Source organism: Archangium sp. Cb G35 (assembly GCF_001896145.1).
GTDB classification, from domain to species: domain Bacteria; phylum Myxococcota; class Myxococcia; order Myxococcales; family Myxococcaceae; genus Archangium; species Archangium violaceum.
Genome location: NZ_MPOI01000009.1, coordinates 316,771 through 331,985, shown reverse-complemented (window position 1 = coordinate 331,985; position 15,215 = coordinate 316,771). Strand labels below are relative to the sequence as shown.

Genomic DNA, 15,215 nt, shown 5'->3' with positions numbered 1-15,215 from the left:
TCGAATAAGGAAGTTCCCAAGTGGCAACTCCGATCAATCCAAACGATCTCGACCTCACCGACCGGGTGGTGAACATCAACCGCGTCGCCAAGGTGGTGAAGGGCGGCCGGCGGTTCTCGTTCGCCGCGCTGGTGGTGGTGGGCGATGGTGCCGGCCACGTCGGCATCGGCCTGGGCAAGGCCAACGAGGTCCCCGAGGCCATCCGCAAGGGTGGCGAGAACGCGAAGAAGAACCTGTTCCGCGTCCCGCTGCAGGGCCACACCATTCCGCACGAGGTGCTCGGTCACTTCGGCGCGGGCTGGGTGCTCCTGAAGCCGGCCGGTGAGGGTACGGGCGTCATCGCCGGTGGTGCGGTGCGCGCGGTCCTCGAGGCGGCGGGTATCCGCAACATCCTGACCAAGAGCCAGGGCTCGCGGAATCCCCACAACGTGCTGAAGGCCACGGTGGCCGGTCTGAAGACGCTGCGTTCGCCGGAGCAGGTGTCTCGCCTGCGCGGCAAGGACGTGGGTCCCCAGAAGTCCGAAGAGGCGAGGGGTTAAATCATGGCGCTCAAGGTCAAGCTGACGAAGAGCTTCGCGGGTTCGTCCGTGGACCAGCTCGCGACCATCCGGAGCCTCGGGCTGAAGAAGTTCGGCGACGAGCGGCTCCTCCAGGACACGCCGGCGATCCGCGGCATGGTGAACAAGGTGCGTCACCTGGTGACGTCCGAGACGGTGAAGGGCGACGCCCCGAAGACCACCCGTCGCAAGCCCCGGCACATCCGGGAGCGGGACGCCGCGCGCGCCAGCCAGGCCTCCAAGGCCTAGGAAGAAGGTTCAGACAATGACTACGCTCAACAACCTGAAGCGCCCGGCGAACTCGTGGCACCGCAAGAAGCGGGTGGGCCGTGGCCAGGGTAGCGGTCTGGGCAAGACGGCCGGCCGCGGTGGCAAGGGCCAGAAGGCTCGTTCCGGTAACATGCGGTTCGAGGGCTTCGAGGGCGGTCAGAGCCCGCTGCAGCGCCGGCTGCCGAAGTTCGGCTTCATCTCCCCCAACCGCACCATCTACGCGGTGGTGAACCTGGCGGACCTCGAGGCGTTCGACGCGGGCGCCACGGTGGACGAGGCGGCGCTGAAGGCGCGCGGCCTGGTGAAGGGCCGGTACGACGGCGTGAAGGTGCTCGGCAACGGCAAGCTCTCCAAGAAGCTGACCGTCCGGGCGCACAAGCTCTCGGCCACGGCTCGCGAGGCGGTCGAGAAGGCGGGCGGTTCCGTCGAGGAGCTGCCGCTCGTGGCCCACAAGCCCGAGTCCGCCGCCAAGGCCCACAGCGGCAAGGGCGTCAAGCAGGCCAAGTCGTGAGGGTAGGGCGCATCACACTCTTAGTGGTGCGCGCTGCTCCAACCGTGTAGGATTCCGCGCCCCTTTCCGAATTCGGACGGGGGCGCTGTTGTTCTCGCTGAAACCTTTCTGGGGGATGGTTCCCACGTGGCTCTGAACGCCTTCGCCAACGTCTTCCGCATCGCGGAGCTGCGCAGCCGGCTCATCTATACGCTGGGGCTGCTCGCGGTGTACCGCATCGGTATCTTCATCAACACGCCCGGCGTCGACCGAGCGGCGATGAACGCGTTCATGGACGCTCAGCGCCAGTCGGGCGGTCTGTTCTCGCTCTTCAACCTCTTCTCCGGCGGCGCCCTGGACCAGATGTCCATCTTCGGTCTGGGCATCATGCCGTACGTGTCCGCCTCCATCATCATCCAGCTGCTGGCGGTGGTGGTGCCCAGCCTGGAGCGCCTCCAGAAGGAGGGCGCTGGTGGACGGCAGAAGATCAACCAGTACACCCGCTACGGCACGATCCTCCTGTCCGTCATCCAGGGCATCGGCATCTCGCGCTGGCTGGCCTCGCTCGGCCGCTCCGACGCGGGCCAGAGCGGCTTCAACCAGATCGTCGTCCCCAACGACAACGCCTGGTTCACCTTCATGACCGTCATCTCCCTGACGGCGGGCACCGCGTTCATCATGTGGCTGGGTGAGCGCATCACCGAGCGCGGCATCGGCAACGGCATCTCCATCATCATCTTCGCGGGTATCGTGGCCGGTCTGCTCCCCAGCGGTAAGACGCTGCTGGACATGATTGCCCAGGAGATCATCAGCGTGGCCGCCGTGGGCGCCCTGCTGGCGTTCATGGTGCTGGTGGTGGGTGTGGTTTGCTACGTCGAGCGCGGCATGCGGCGGATTCCGGTGCAGTACGCCAAGCGCATGGCGGGGCGGCGGATGTTCGCGGGCCAGGCCACCTACTTCCCGATGAAGGTCAACACCGCGGGCGTGATTCCTCCCATCTTCGCCGGCGCGCTGCTGTCCTTCCCGGCCACCCTGGGCACTTGGTTCCCGGCGCTGCAGACGGTGCAGCGCAGCATCGAGGGCAGCCCCTGGGTCTACAACGGCATCTTCGTGCTGCTCATCATCTTCTTCGCGTTCTTCTACACGGCGCTGACCTTCCGGCCGGACGACGTGGCGGACAACATCAAGAAGCAGGGCGGCTACATCCCGGGCATCCGTCCGGGTCGGCAGACGGCGGACTTCATCGAGGGCGTGCTCAACCGCATCACCTTCGGTGGCGCGCTCTACCTGGCCGCCATCTGCGTGATTCCGTCCATCATCAGCAACGTGCTGGGCGTGCGCTTCACCTTCGGCGGTACGGCCCTGCTCATCGTCGTGGGCGTGGCGCTGGACACGGTGCAGCAGATCGAGGGTCACCTCATCAGCCGCAACTACGAGGGCTTCGCCGGTCCTCGCGGTCCGCGCATCCGCGGCCGGGCCCCCCGCGTGGCGGCCTAGTCGATTCAGCAGTTTCCCTGGCGCTCCTCCCCTTCACCCCGGGGAGGAGCGCCTCGTCGTTCCAGGGGTGTCGTGAGCAGTGGGAGGAGGTTCGCGCCGTGGCCCTCCCATGCTCCTTCCTGACGAGCTGAGAGGAACCCAATGAACCTCATCCTGTTTGGCCCGCCCTTCGTAGGGAAGGGGACGCAGGCGAAGAATCTGTACGCGGAGTTCAAGATTCCGCAGATCTCCACCGGCGACATCCTCCGCAAGGCGGTCCGCGAGGGCACCGAGCTGGGCAAGATGGCCGGGCCGTTGATGGCCGCCGGTGCCTACGTGCCGGACGACATCGTCATCGGCATCGTGGAGGAGCGCCTCAAGGAGCCGGACTGCGCCAATGGCTTCGTCCTGGACGGCTTCCCGCGTACGCCTCCCCAGGCCGAGGCGCTCGAGCGCATGCTCGCCCGGCTGGGCAAGAAGCTCGACGCCGTGGTGTCCCTCAAGGTGCCCCACGAGAAGCTCATCGAGCGTGGCTCGGGCCGGCGCTCGTGCCCCACCTGCGGCTCCGTCTACCACGTCTACCAGAACCCCCCGAAGCGGGCGGGCTTCTGCGACAAGGATGGCGCCGGCCTGGTGCAGCGCGATGACGACAAGGCGGATGTCATCGAGAAGCGCCTGAAGAAGTACGACGCGGAGACCGCGGCCCTGGAGCCGTTCTACGCGCAGCGCGGTCTGCTCAAGACGATCGACGGTGTCGGCTCGCCCGAGGGCGTGTACGCCGACATCAAGAAGGCCCTGGGCAAGGGCTGAGCGGGCGGACAGGGGCAGCCGTGGGCCAGGTCGCGATCAAGAGCCGGGAGGAGATCGCCCTCATGCGCGAAGCCGGGCGCATCGTGAGCGAGATCCTGGACGAGCTCGAGAAGGCCGTGGCCCCGGGTGTCACCACCTGGGACCTGGATGCCCTGTCCGAGAAGCTCATCTACCAGAAGGGGGCCAGGCCAGCCTTCAAGGGCTACCACGGCTTCCCCGCCTGCCTGTGCGCCTCCGTCAACGACGAGGTGGTGCACGGCATCCCCTCCAAGCGGCGCAAGCTGCGGGAGGGAGACCTGATGAAACTGGACTTCGGGGTCGCCTACCGGGGCTACTTCGGGGACTCGGCCCGGACGGTGCCGGTGGGGAAGGTGAGCGCCGAGGCCCAGGCCCTGGTCAACACCACCCGGGAGGCCCTCCACAAGGGCATCCAGGCCATGGTGCCCGGCAACCGGCTCGGGGACATCGGCCACGCCGTCCAGCGCCACGTGGAGGCCCGGGGCTTCTCCGTGGTCCGGCTCTTCAGCGGCCATGGCATCGGCCGCCGCCTCCACGAGGAGCCGGATGTGCCCAATTACGGCCAGCCGGGCAGTGGCCTGAAGCTTCGTCCAGGAATGGTCCTCGCGGTCGAGCCCATGGTGAACCAGGGCACGGATGAGGTGATGGTCCTCGAGGATCAGTGGACAGCCGTAACGCGCGACAGCAAGCTTTCCGCTCACTTCGAGCACACCGTGCTCATCACCGAAGGGGGGCCCGAAGTCCTCACCCGGCAGCGGACCGGGTAGGCGAGCGGAATAGAGTGGGGTACACGGGGGTTCGTAGAAATTCGGTTTTACTGCGCGAGGATGCTTGCCACTTCTGGACCAAAGTGTTATCCCGCCGCGCTTCCAGAGTTCCGGTGGTCCGCAAGAGGGTTATCTGATTGCCGAAGGATGATTCCATCGAAGTCGAGGGGACGGTAATGGAGCCCCTCCCGAACGCGATGTTCCGTGTGGTGCTGGACAATGGCCACAAGGTGCTCGCGCACATCTCGGGCAAGATGCGGATGCACTTCATCCGAATCCTCCCGGGCGACAAGGTCAAGGTCGAGCTGTCCCCGTACGATCTGTCCCGGGGCCGGATCACCTACCGGGCGAAGTAGCAAGGGCTCGGTTCCGCGGAATGGCGGACCGGCCCTCGAGGCTTTTCTTTTCTAAAGCGAAGGAAGGGAAGTACCGCCATGAAGGTTCGGGCGTCCGTCAAGAAGATCTGCGACAAGTGCAAGGTTGTCCGCCGCAAGGGCATCGTGCGCGTCATCTGCGCCTCCAACCCGCGGCACAAGCAGCGCCAGGGCTAGGCCCCTCAGGGACCGAGCTCCAGACCAACTCACCAGAAGGAACGACTCAAGATGGCTCGTATCGCCGGCATCGACCTCCCGCCCAACAAGCGCGCGGTGATCTCGCTGCAGTACATCTACGGGATCGGCAACAAGTCCGCCCACGACATCATCACCGCGGCGGGTATCGACCTCGCCACCCGGACCAAGGACCTCACCGAGGAGCAGACGCGCAAGATCCGCGAGATCCTCGAGGCGACCTACAAGGTCGAGGGTGACCTCCGTCGCGAGGTGACCATGAACATCAAGCGGCTGATGGACCTGGGTTGCTACCGGGGTCTGCGTCACCGCAAGGGTCTGCCGGTCCGTGGCCAGCGGACGCACACCAACGCGCGCACCCGCAAGGGTCCGAAGCGCGGCATCGTGCGCGCCAAGCCGGCGGCGGGCGCTCGCTAGTTCTTCCACCTGCGCCGGCCCCCCTGAGGAGCCGGCGTCGATCACCTACCTCACGGAGCAACGAGTTCCATGGCTGAAGAGACCAACGCGCCTGCGGCCCCGGCCGCTGCGGCCCCTGCGACGGGCGACGCCGCCGCCGCTGCGCGCAAGAAGGGCAAGAAGGGCAAGAAGAGCATCCTCAATGGCGTGGTCCACATCCAGTCCACGTTCAACAACACCATCATCACGATCACGGACGTGTCCGGGAACGTGATCTCCTGGTCCTCCGCTGGCGCCCGCGGCTTCCGCGGCAGCCGCAAGTCGACGCCGTTCGCCGCCCAGGTGGCCGCCGGTGACGCCGCGGCCAAGGCCATGGAGCACGGCCTGAAGAACGTGACGGTGCTGGTGAAGGGTCCTGGCGCGGGCCGTGAGTCCGCCCTGCGCGCGCTCGCCGCCGCCGGCCTGAAGATCGCGCTCATCCGCGACGTGACGCCCATCCCGCACAACGGCTGCCGTCAGCCCAAGCGCCGCCGCGTCTAGTTCCATCCCGGGCCGCTCTCCTCGTGGAGAGCGGTCCAGACCACCTCTACACGGAGAAGCATCGTGGCCCGTTATACCGCCTCCGCCTGCCGTATCTGCCGGCGTGAGAACCTGAAGATGTACCTGAAGGGTGACCGCTGCTACACGGACAAGTGTGCCATCGAGCGGCGTCCCTATCCCCCCGGTCAGCACGGCCAGGGCCGCGTGAAGTTCTCCGGCTACGGCGTGCAGCTGCGCGAGAAGCAGAAGGTCAAGCGCATGTACGGCCTGCTGGAGAGCCAGTTCCGCGGCTACTACCACCGCGCCTCCGCCGCCAAGGGCAAGACCGGTGAGAACCTCCTGCAGCAGCTGGAGCTCCGCCTGGACAACGTGGTGTTCCGCATGGGCTTCGCGGACACCCGCGCCGAGGCCCGCCAGCTGGTGCGTCACGGCCACTTCACGGTGAACGGCAAGCGGGTGAACATCCCGTCGTTCGCGGTGAAGCCCGGCACCACCATCGAGGTGGCCGAGAAGAGCCGGAAGATCCTCCGCATCTCCGAGGCGCTGGAGACCGTGGATCGCCGCGGCGTGCCGCAGTGGATCGACCTGGACAAGAAGTCCTTCAAGGCGACGGTGAAGACCGCCCCGAACCGCGAGGACCTCACCATGCCGATCCAGGAGCAGCTCATCGTCGAGCTCTACTCGAAGTAATCGGCCTGGCCCGCCCTCCGTGGGCGGGTTCATTCCGCTGGAGCTGTCGTACGCGCCCTGGCCTCACCGCCGGGGCGTCGTGCTTCTACCGGCCCCTCCGTGCAGCCCCCCGGGGCCGGCCGTTATTCAAAAAACCCCGCGTGCCCATCCTCCCGCCACCCCGGTGGGTAAGTCGGTGGTGGCGCACGTTCCCAGGAGCAGAAGAACATGGCTGACTCTTTCCTCGCGAAGAACTGGCGTGATCTCATCAAGCCCCGCCGGCTCGAGGTCGATCAGGACTCGCTGACCCCCACGTACGGCAAGTTCGTCGCCGAGCCGCTCGAGCGCGGTTTCGGCACCACGCTGGGCAACTCGCTGCGCCGCGTCCTGCTGTCGTCCCTGCAGGGTGCCGCCATCACCACGGTGAAGATCGAGGGTGTGGACCACGAGTTCACCACCATCCCCGAGGTGGCCGAGGACGTCACGGACATCGTGCTGAACCTGAAGGAGGTCCTCCTCCGGATGCACACGAACGAGCCCAAGACGATCCGCATCGAGGCCGAGGGCCCCAAGGAGATCAAGGCCGGTGACATCATCGCCGACCAGGACGTGGAGATCCTCAACCCCGGTCACCACATCTGCACCGTCTCCGAGGGTGGCAAGGTCCGTATGGAGCTGACGTGCCGCCGCGGCCGTGGCTACGTGCCTGCCTCCGCCAACAAGGTGGCCGGTTCGCCCATCGGCACCATCCCCATCGACTCGCTGTTCTCGCCCACCCGCAAGGTGAACTACCAGGTGACCAACGCCCGCGTCGGCCAGGTCACCGACTACGACAAGCTCTCCCTCGAGGTGTGGACGGACGGCTCCGTCACCCCGCAGGACGCTGTCGCCTACGCGGCCAAGATCATCAAGGAGCAGCTCACCGTCTTCGTCAACTTCGACGAGACCGAGGAGCCCGTGGCGGTCGAGGCCCCGAAGGAGGAGGCCAAGCTCAACGAGAACCTCTTCCGCTCGGTGGACGAGCTGGAGCTCTCCGTGCGCTCGGCCAACTGCCTGCAGCAGGCCAACATCAAGACCATCGGCGACCTGGTGCAGCGCACCGAGGCCGAGATGCTCAAGACCAAGAACTTCGGCCGCAAGTCCTTGAAGGAAATCAAGGAGATCCTCGCGGAGATGGGCCTGTCGCTCGGCATGAAGCTGGAGAACTGGCCTCCGAAGACCCCGCCCCCGCCCGCTCCGGGTGCGGCGGCGGCGGCTGCTGCCGCTGCGGCGACGGCGGGTGGCGCGGTGCCCCCCGGCGCTCCCAAGGCCTAGTAGACTCTCGCAGTACCTCGTCCCTCGGGGTGGCATGGCCGTATGCCCCGGGGGAGGAGGGGGCCTTCCCAGGCCCGATACAGCAACGGTGGAGCCAGTGCCGGTTCCATCCTTCCCACCCGGTACCTCGTACGGCCGGAGTGGTGGGCCCCAAAAGGGCCCGAGGTCAGCACCATGCGTCACAAGGTAGGCCAGAGGAAGCTCCACCGCACCACGAGCCACCGGCTCGCGATGCTCCACAACATGGTCACCTCGCTGCTCGAGCACGAGGCCATCCGCACCACGCTGCCCAAGGCCAAGGAGGCCCGGGCGATCGCCGAGCGCATCATCACCCTCGGCAAGCGCGGTGGTCTGGCCAACGTGCGCCTCGCGGAGCGGACGGTTCGCAACCGCGTCATCCTCCAGAAGGTGTTCAGCGAGTACAAGGACCGTTACGCCAACCGCCCGGGCGGGTACACCCGCATCGTGCGCCTCGGATTCCGTCGTGGTGACGGCGCCGAGATGGCCCTGCTGGAGCTGGTGGATCGTCCCGCCAAGGCCGCTCCGGTCGACACCGAGGCCGCCGCTGGCGCCACGGAGACCAAGGCGGAGTAGCCAGCCGTCCGAAGGGTAGTGCACGGGAGCGTCCTTCCCCTCGGGGAAGGGCGCTCTCGCGCTTTCCGGGCTCCGGATTACTGCGCGTCGGTGAGGTTCTTGCCGTTCTCGAGCAGCACGGCGTTGCCGTCCTCGGTCCGCATCTCGACGCCGACGATCCGGATGTCCGAGGGCGCCGCCTGACCGCTCGCGTTCAGCAACTGCTTGGGCGTGATGGTGATGTCCCGGCCCGCCTCCACGCGCGGCACGAAGGCATTCCACTCCACGCGCTGGCTGTCCGTGACGACGATGTGGACCTTCTCCCAGGCGTCCTCGCTCTTGTTCATGATCGTCAGCGAGGCCCGGCTGGTGACGGGCACCAGCTTCGCGCCGAAGTCACCCGTCTCCTTCACGCTGCCCCGGGCACACGTGACGCCGAACGTGCTGATGGACAGGAACACCCAGCCCGCCACGATGAAGGCCTTGTACTTGAAGAAGCTGTCCTGCTCGCGGAACTCCTCCACCTTCTCCTTCACGATGGAGAGGGCGTTGAGGGCCACGTTGGCGGACTCGGCCTTCAGCTTCTGGCTCAACGCTGCCTGCTGCTGCTCCTTGGGCAGGGGGGCCGCACGCGCGGCGCTCATCACGCGCGGATTGTTCGTCTGCGAGACGCGGGGCATGCTCGTCGACGACGGCGTTCCGCGCGGCGGCTGCTGGGGCTGGTTGGCACCTTCACTCATCGAGTCCCCAGTGTAGAAGGCCCGGGCTCCCGCTGGCTACTGGGCCCTGGGACTCTTGAGCTGCTGCAGCGCCCTCGAGGCCACCGCGTTCTCCGGCTGGGCCTCCAGCACCTTGCGCAGCCAGTGCTCCGCCTTCCCGGCCGCCTCCCTCCGCTCCTCCGGCCTCGAGGACTGCTTCGCCTGCTCGGCGAAGAGGATGCCCAGCCGCAGCGTGAACTCCACGTTGTCCGGATTCTTGTCCACCACGTGCAGCAGCTCCCGCTCGGCGCCCGCCCAGTCGCCCTCCAGCTGACGCACCAGCGCCAGCTTGCCCCTCGGCGCCTCCTCGTCCGGCAACAGGTACGTCAGCACCCGGAAGGCCTCGCCCGCCGCCTTCAGGTTCCGCTGCTCCAGGTGGATGTCCCCCAGCCGGAACCACGCCACGTCCTGCAGCGGGTTGAGCTCCACCGCCTTCTCCAGGTGCGGCTTCGCCGCCTCCGGCCTCTGCCTCCCCAGGTACAGCTCGCCCAGGTAGAAGTGGTTCTTGCCGTCCTCCGGCGCCAGCTCGATGGCCCGCTTGAACTCCTCCACCGCCCGGCCCGCGTCGTCCAACCGCTGCCACGCCAGCCCCATCAGCGCGTGCACCACCGCCAGGTCCGGGTAGTCCCGCAGAATCTCCTCGAACGCCACGATCGCCGGGTGCGGTGCGTCCAGCTCCCTCAGGTAGCGCAGGCCCTCCTCCAGCTTGGGCTCGGCCGCCTTCGGGAAGCGCGCGAATGGATCCGAGATCTGCTCCATCAGCGCCCGCGCCGTGGCCACCTCCGCGGGGCTCGGGCTCATCCGCACCAGCGCTCCCAGCGACGCCACCGCCCCCGCCGCGTCCCCCGTCCGGTGCAGCGCCTTGGCCAACGGCAGGCGGAAACCCGCCCGCTCCGGAGCCAGCTCGACCGCGCGCCGCAGCGGACCCACCGCCTCCGCGTACTGCTCGGACTCCAGCCGGGCGAGCCCCAGCCGGTAGTGGAGCTCGGGCTCGTCCGGCTTCAGCTCCACCGCCCGCTCGAAGGCCGCCACCGCCGGCGCTCCCGCGTCCGACGCCCGCGAGAAGTACGCCAGCCCCAGCATGTAGTGGTTCGCCGCCCGTTCCGCCTGCGCGTTGCGGCGCTGCAGCTCGGCGATCCACGCGTCCGTGTGGCCCGCCTTCACCTGGGCCTCCGTCAGCAGCCGCGCCAGCTCCAGATCCTCCGGCGCCCCGGCATACTCGGCCTCCAGCAGCGGCAGGGCCCGCTCGGGCTGTTTCTTCGCCAGGTACTCGCGGGCCTGCGCTCGCGCGTCCAGGGGACGCTCGGCGGCGGCGCCATGGCGGCAGCCAGTGACCAGGCCCAGTCCGAGCACGGCCACACCCGCCCAGGTGCGCAGCCGACGGGCATGACTTCGGGAGTCGGGGGAGGGGAGGCGCACGATGGGATGATCTCCTCAGGAGGCGTTGCGACGGGAGTGCCGGCGGGAGGGCGCGTTCCCCTCGACTCCGGCTTCGGCGGTGGCCTTCTCGGCATCGCCCCCCTTGCCGCCCAGCTCGAGGCTCTGCTGGATGATGACGTCACGCACCGCCCGGGCCAGCCCCTCACGGTCATCCTCGGCGAAGCCCGTGGTGTCGATGGGCTTGCCAATCTTCACGTACACGGGGCCCGGCTTGATGTTCCACGAGTTCTTCGGCATCACCGTGCCCGAGCCCTCGATGGTGATGGGCACCACCGGCACCCGGGACTTGAGCGCCAGCGCGAAGGGGCCCTTCTTGAAGGGCAGCACGCTGCCGTCGTCCGAGCGCGTGCCCTCGGGGTAGAGGAACACGCTCGTGCCGCTGCGGATCTTCTGCGCCGCGGCGTCCAGCGAGGCGATGGCCTTCTCGCGCCGGCCCCGGTTGACGAAGATGTGCCCCGCGAACCACAGGTACCAGCCGATCAGCGGCACGTACTTGAGCTGGTGCTTGGCCACGTACCGGAAGTTCACCGGCACCGTCACGAAGTGGATGGGGATGTCCAGCGTGGACTGGTGGTTGGACACGTAGATGGCGGGCCGCTTCGGATCCACGTTCTCCTGGCCCGTCACCACCACCTTCGCCCCACCCGTCGCGATGAGGATGGGCGACCACAGCCGGCGGCACACCCACACCGTCGCCCCCGGGTCGAGGGTGATCAGTGCCACCAGCACCGTCACCGGAAAGAAGATGGCGGTGGCGACCACCGCGACCACCATGCACAACAAGTTACGGAGCATCCTGGAGACCTCGTCAGCGTCCTGCGGAGAGCCCACCACGGCGCGCTGCCCGGTGTCCCGCCAAAAACGCCCGAACAGCGGGACCGCCCACACCTCTTCCGGGTGCCAGCGACCGCCCGCACGCTCGCGCGCCCAGCGATGGAGTGGGGTGGGGTGGGGGAGACATGAAGGCCCGTATCTAGCATGCCACCTTGTTTCTGGTGTGTGCCGTCCGGTGGGGGTACAAGCGCGGTGCTTTGGCCAAGAAGAAGTTCATCGCGATCGCGGGCAATATCGGGGCTGGAAAGACGGAGCTCACGTCATTCCTCTGCCGGAAGTACGGCCTCACCCCCTTCTTCGAGCCCAACGAGGAGAATCCCTACCTCGCTGACTTCTATAAGGACATGAAGACCTGGGCCTTCCGCTCCCAGCTCTTCTTCCTCACCGCCAAGTTCCGCCTCCAGCGCGAGCTCGAGCGCTCGCCCGGCACCGCCCTCCAGGACCGGACCCTCTACGAGGACGCGGAGATCTTCGCCAAGAACCTCCATCGCCAGCGCTACATCGACAAGCGCGACTGGCAGATGTACTGCAGCCTCTACGAGACCTTCGCCCAGACGCTCGCCCCGCCGGATCTGATGATCTACCTGCGCTGCCCGGTGAAGACCCTCCGCCAGCGCATCCGCCTGCGCGGCCGGGAGATGGAGCAGGACATCCCCACCGCCTACCTCAACCGGCTGAACGCCCTGTACGAGGAATGGTTCAGTGGTTACAAGATGTCCCCCGTCCTGGTTCTCCCGACGGATAAGCTGGACTATCTGACGAACCTGGTGGACCGCGTGGACCTCTTCCGACAGATCGAGAAGCACCTGTGATGGAGGTCTACCTCGTCGCCATCTCGCGCGCCGCGCCCGTCCCGCTCGACGACCTGCGCACCGCCTTCGAGTCCGAGGACATGGGCTTCACCGCCGCCTCCGATGGGCACGGCTTCACCGTGGAGGCCGAGGAGTCCCGGATAGAGGTCGTCTTCGAGCAGCGGCCCGCTCCCACCGAGTGGACCCCGGACATGTTCTCCGGCAGCGAGCCCGCCCTGGAGGCCCTCACCCGCGCCCAGTCCTTCTACCGCTTCGCCTTCGAGACCAGCTCCACCCAGCCCACCGTGCCCGTCTTCGTGGCCCTCATGTGCGCCCGCATCGTCCTGGCCCATGTGGAGGGGGTGCTCGTGGACATCACCTCGTCCAAGGTCCACGAGTCCGAGGACGTAGCCGAAATCACCGAGCTGGACTTCGACATCCGCGACCACGTCAACCTCCACGCCGTGGAGGTCATCGAGGGCGAAACCCCCCTGTGGGTGCACTCGCACGGGATGGAGAAGTTCGGCGCCCGCGATCTGGAGATCTTCCACCTGGGCGAGCAGGACCTGCTGCCCGCCGAGGCCTTCCTCCACGAGCTGTGCACCGATCTGGCGTTCGGCCAGGGGCCGCCGCTGCGCAAGGAGATGGGGACCAGCGAGGGGCAGACCTTCATGATGGTGCCCTCGGAGGAGGCGCGCACCAACCTGCTCGGCGTCCCCTTGGAGGCCTTCGAGGGCCATGAGGGCCTCTTCCTCACGGTGGTGTCGCCCCAGGGCCGGCACAACACCGCGGAGCTGCTGCGCCCCTTCCGCGAGCGCTTCGCCCAGGAGCCCACCGAGCAGACCGAGTCCATGCACCGGGAGGCCCAGGCCCACCTGCCCGCCTTCAAGGCGCGCTTCCTGCGCCGCGGCCTCATGGAGCCGCTCACCTTCGTCGTGCGCGCCCCCTTCGAGACCCACCCCGAGGGCAACACCGTCACCGAGCAGCTCTGGTCCGAGGTGCTCTCCTGGGAGGAGGGCGTCATCGTCGGCCGGCTCGTGGATGGCGCCGTCCACACCACCGAGTGGCGCAAGGGCGCCCATGTGGAGGTCGCCGAGGCGGATGTGAACGCGCTCGCCCTCAGCCGCGAGGGCCGCACCCTGGAGGAGGACGAGGTTCGCGCGCTCCTCAACGCCGAGCGCCCGATGTGAGCAGGGCGGTGGTACCATCCGCCGCCCGCCATGCCCGCCCTGCTGCTCCTCTCCGGCCCCTCCGCCGGCCTGCGTTTCGAGATCAAGGCCGAGGCGACGATCGGCCGCAGCCCCTCGTGTGAGATTCCCCTCCCCGAGGACGACCACGTGTCCCGCCGCCATGCACGCTTCTTCGTGCAGGAGGGACAGCTGCACCTGGCCGACCTGGGCTCGCGCAATGGCACCTCCGTCAATGGCGAGCGCGTCTCCGGCGAGGTGCCGATCCACCCCGGCGACCGCGTCCAGGTGGGGAAGACGACCGTGCTCGTCGAGCCGCTCGGCGCCGCCTCGCTCGCGGGCACCGTCCCCGAGGGCACCAGTCTCCTCCATGTCGAGGAGGTGCTGCCCCACGTGGGCGCCGAAGCCGCCCTGTACTCGGCAGGCGCGGCGCTCCTGGGCGCCACCAGCGAGGCCATGGTGCTGCGGCGCATCGCCGATGCCTCGCTCCACGCGCTGAATGCCGACGCGGCCGCGGCGCTCCTCGGCGACACCAAGGGGCTGCTCACCGCGGCCGTGGTGGGCAAGCCCTCCGTGGAGGTGCCTCGCGACCTGGCCCGCGCCACGCTCGAGCACTCCGAGCAGGGCCGCTCCGCGGGTGTCCTGTGCTCGCCCCTCGTGGCCTCGGGAGGGCTGCCCTTCGGCGTGCTCTACGTGGAGCGCGAGGAGCCGGACTTCACCGATGCCGACGCACGGCTCGCCGCCATGCTCGGGCGGCTCGGGGGCGAGGCCTATGCCGCCGTGCGCTCTCGCGCGGGGAGCCAGACCCAGCAGGCGGGGCCGGGCCGCGTGGACATGGCCGGCAACTCGCGCCCCTTCCGCAAGGTCGTGGAGCAGGCCCGCCGCGCCGCCGCCAGCGCCGCCCCCGTGGTGCTCTCCGGCCCGCCAGGCTCCGGCAAGTCCCTCTGCGCCAGCTACATCCACGCGCGCTCACCGCGTGCCCTCGGGCCGCTCGTCCGCGTGGACTGCCGCGACCCGGCTTCCTCCCTGGAGGAGGTGCTGCTCGGGCGCTCCAGCGTGCCCGGACAGCCTCCCGTGGCCTCGGCCCTGCTGCGCGCCGATGGGGGCACGCTCCTGCTGCACCATGTGGAGCTGCTCCAGCGCCCCCTCGCCGAGAAGCTCGCCCGGCTGATCGCCCGCAAAACGGCCCCGGCCCTCCAGGGCGGCGAGGAGCCCGTGGACGTCCGCCTCATCGTCACAGCGAATGTCCCGCTCCAGGCGCTCGTCATGAAGGGCGAGGTGGATGCCTCGTTCCTCCGGCAGCTCGCCGGGCTCGAACTGGTCATTCCTCCCTTGCGCGAGCGGCGCGCCGACATCCCCATCCTCTTCGAGCTCTTCGCCTCCCGCGGGGCCCGCGCAGCACGCAGGGAGCCTCCCGTGCTCGACCCCGACGCCCGCCAGCTCCTCCGGGACTACGAGTGGCCCCACAACGTCCACGAACTGGAGCTGCTCGCGGAACGGCTCGCGCTGGTGCACGCCGGCACGCAGGTCCATGCGCTGGCGCTGCCACCGGAGATCCAGGCCGGGAGTGCCTCGCCTCCCCAGCTCACCCTGCAGGAGCGCGTCTCCCGCCTGGAGCGCGACGCCATCGCCGAGGCCCTGCGCACCGCCGGGGGAAAGAAGATCGTCGCCGCGAAGCTGCTCGGCATCAGCCGCCCCACGCTGGACAAGAAGATCGAGGACTACGGCATCACCGTGTCGCGGCGGCGCGTGTGAG

General features: G+C 68.3%; 19 protein-coding genes. 16 read left to right on the top strand and 3 right to left on the bottom strand.

The window, feature by feature from the left end:
* Positions 1 to 20 precede the first annotated feature (20 nt).
* The 13 genes from rpsE (at position 21) to rplQ (ending at position 8,470) form a co-directional block, all read left to right on the top strand.
* Positions 21 to 539, top strand: coding sequence for a 30S ribosomal protein S5 (gene rpsE / locus BO221_RS27615; protein WP_043409036.1), 519 nt, complete (start codon positions 21 to 23; stop codon positions 537 to 539).
* Between the two features lie 3 nt (positions 540 to 542).
* Positions 543 to 806 carry a 50S ribosomal protein L30 gene (rpmD, locus tag BO221_RS27610; protein WP_073563505.1) on the top strand — a complete coding sequence of 88 codons (264 nt, stop codon included), beginning with the start codon at positions 543 to 545 and terminating at the stop codon, positions 804 to 806.
* 16 nt (positions 807 to 822) lie between these two features.
* Positions 823 to 1,338, top strand: coding sequence for a 50S ribosomal protein L15 (rplO, locus tag BO221_RS27605; RefSeq protein ID WP_073563504.1), 516 nt, complete (start codon positions 823 to 825; stop codon positions 1,336 to 1,338).
* Between the two features lie 126 nt (positions 1,339 to 1,464).
* Complete coding sequence (gene secY, locus BO221_RS27600) at positions 1,465 to 2,814, top strand: preprotein translocase subunit SecY (RefSeq protein WP_043409041.1); 1,350 nt, start codon at positions 1,465 to 1,467, stop codon at positions 2,812 to 2,814.
* Positions 2,815 to 2,955: 141 nt separating this feature from the next.
* On the top strand, positions 2,956 to 3,603 hold the full coding sequence (locus tag BO221_RS27595) for an adenylate kinase (protein ID WP_073563503.1): 648 nt from the start codon (positions 2,956 to 2,958) through the stop codon (positions 3,601 to 3,603).
* Positions 3,604 to 3,623: 20 nt separating this feature from the next.
* A complete protein-coding gene (map, locus tag BO221_RS27590) occupies positions 3,624 to 4,388 on the top strand; it encodes a type I methionyl aminopeptidase (RefSeq protein ID WP_073563502.1) in 765 nt (254 codons plus the stop codon).
* A 137-nt stretch (positions 4,389 to 4,525) separates the two neighbouring features.
* On the top strand, positions 4,526 to 4,744 hold the full coding sequence (infA, locus tag BO221_RS27585) for a translation initiation factor IF-1 (protein ID WP_043409051.1): 219 nt from the start codon (positions 4,526 to 4,528) through the stop codon (positions 4,742 to 4,744).
* Positions 4,745 to 4,822: 78 nt separating this feature from the next.
* Positions 4,823 to 4,939, top strand: coding sequence for a 50S ribosomal protein L36 (gene rpmJ, locus BO221_RS27580; RefSeq protein ID WP_002633586.1), 117 nt, complete (start codon positions 4,823 to 4,825; stop codon positions 4,937 to 4,939).
* Positions 4,940 to 4,990: 51 nt separating this feature from the next.
* A complete protein-coding gene (gene rpsM, locus BO221_RS27575; RefSeq protein ID WP_043409053.1) occupies positions 4,991 to 5,374 on the top strand; it encodes a 30S ribosomal protein S13 in 384 nt (127 codons plus the stop codon).
* A 69-nt stretch (positions 5,375 to 5,443) separates the two neighbouring features.
* Positions 5,444 to 5,893, top strand: coding sequence for a 30S ribosomal protein S11 (rpsK, locus tag BO221_RS27570; protein WP_053066623.1), 450 nt, complete (start codon positions 5,444 to 5,446; stop codon positions 5,891 to 5,893).
* Positions 5,894 to 5,956: 63 nt separating this feature from the next.
* Positions 5,957 to 6,583, top strand: coding sequence for a 30S ribosomal protein S4 (gene rpsD, locus BO221_RS27565; protein WP_073563501.1), 627 nt, complete (start codon positions 5,957 to 5,959; stop codon positions 6,581 to 6,583).
* A 207-nt stretch (positions 6,584 to 6,790) separates the two neighbouring features.
* The gene (locus BO221_RS27560) at positions 6,791 to 7,876 is read left to right on the top strand and encodes a DNA-directed RNA polymerase subunit alpha (protein ID WP_052519278.1); all 1,086 of its coding nucleotides are present in this window, start codon (positions 6,791 to 6,793) and stop codon (positions 7,874 to 7,876) included.
* 174 nt (positions 7,877 to 8,050) lie between these two features.
* Entirely contained in the window at positions 8,051 to 8,470 is a 420-nt protein-coding gene (gene rplQ, locus BO221_RS27555; RefSeq protein WP_043409059.1) for a 50S ribosomal protein L17, read from the top strand.
* A 77-nt stretch (positions 8,471 to 8,547) separates the two neighbouring features.
* On the opposite strand, the gene BO221_RS27550 is transcribed toward rplQ, so the two are convergent.
* Genes BO221_RS27550 through BO221_RS27540 form a run of 3 tightly spaced genes read right to left on the bottom strand, consistent with a single transcriptional unit; the run spans position 8,548 to position 11,442 of the window.
* Positions 8,548 to 9,189: a hypothetical protein gene (locus BO221_RS27550; protein WP_073563500.1), complete on the bottom strand. Its 642-nt coding sequence runs from the start codon at positions 9,187 to 9,189 to the stop codon at positions 8,548 to 8,550.
* A gap of 36 nt (positions 9,190 to 9,225) precedes the next feature.
* A complete protein-coding gene (locus BO221_RS27545) occupies positions 9,226 to 10,626 on the bottom strand; it encodes a tetratricopeptide repeat protein (RefSeq protein ID WP_083681422.1) in 1,401 nt (466 codons plus the stop codon).
* Positions 10,627 to 10,641: 15 nt separating this feature from the next.
* Positions 10,642 to 11,442: a 1-acyl-sn-glycerol-3-phosphate acyltransferase gene (locus BO221_RS27540; protein WP_073563731.1), complete on the bottom strand. Its 801-nt coding sequence runs from the start codon at positions 11,440 to 11,442 to the stop codon at positions 10,642 to 10,644.
* Between the two features lie 236 nt (positions 11,443 to 11,678).
* On the opposite strand from BO221_RS27540, the gene BO221_RS27535 reads away from it, so the two are divergent.
* Genes BO221_RS27535 through BO221_RS27525 form a run of 3 tightly spaced genes read left to right on the top strand, consistent with a single transcriptional unit; the run spans position 11,679 to position 15,214 of the window.
* Positions 11,679 to 12,293 (top strand): deoxynucleoside kinase, encoded by a 615-nt coding sequence (locus tag BO221_RS27535; protein WP_073563499.1) that lies wholly within the window; start codon positions 11,679 to 11,681, stop codon positions 12,291 to 12,293.
* The gene (locus BO221_RS27530; RefSeq protein ID WP_198956194.1) at positions 12,290 to 13,462 is read left to right on the top strand and encodes a hypothetical protein; all 1,173 of its coding nucleotides are present in this window, start codon (positions 12,290 to 12,292) and stop codon (positions 13,460 to 13,462) included. The genes BO221_RS27535 and BO221_RS27530 overlap by 4 nt, the downstream gene beginning before the upstream one ends.
* 30 nt (positions 13,463 to 13,492) lie before the next feature.
* Entirely contained in the window at positions 13,493 to 15,214 is a 1,722-nt protein-coding gene (locus BO221_RS27525) for an FHA domain-containing protein (RefSeq protein ID WP_073563497.1), read from the top strand.
* The last annotated feature ends 1 nt before the right edge of the window (position 15,215 follow it).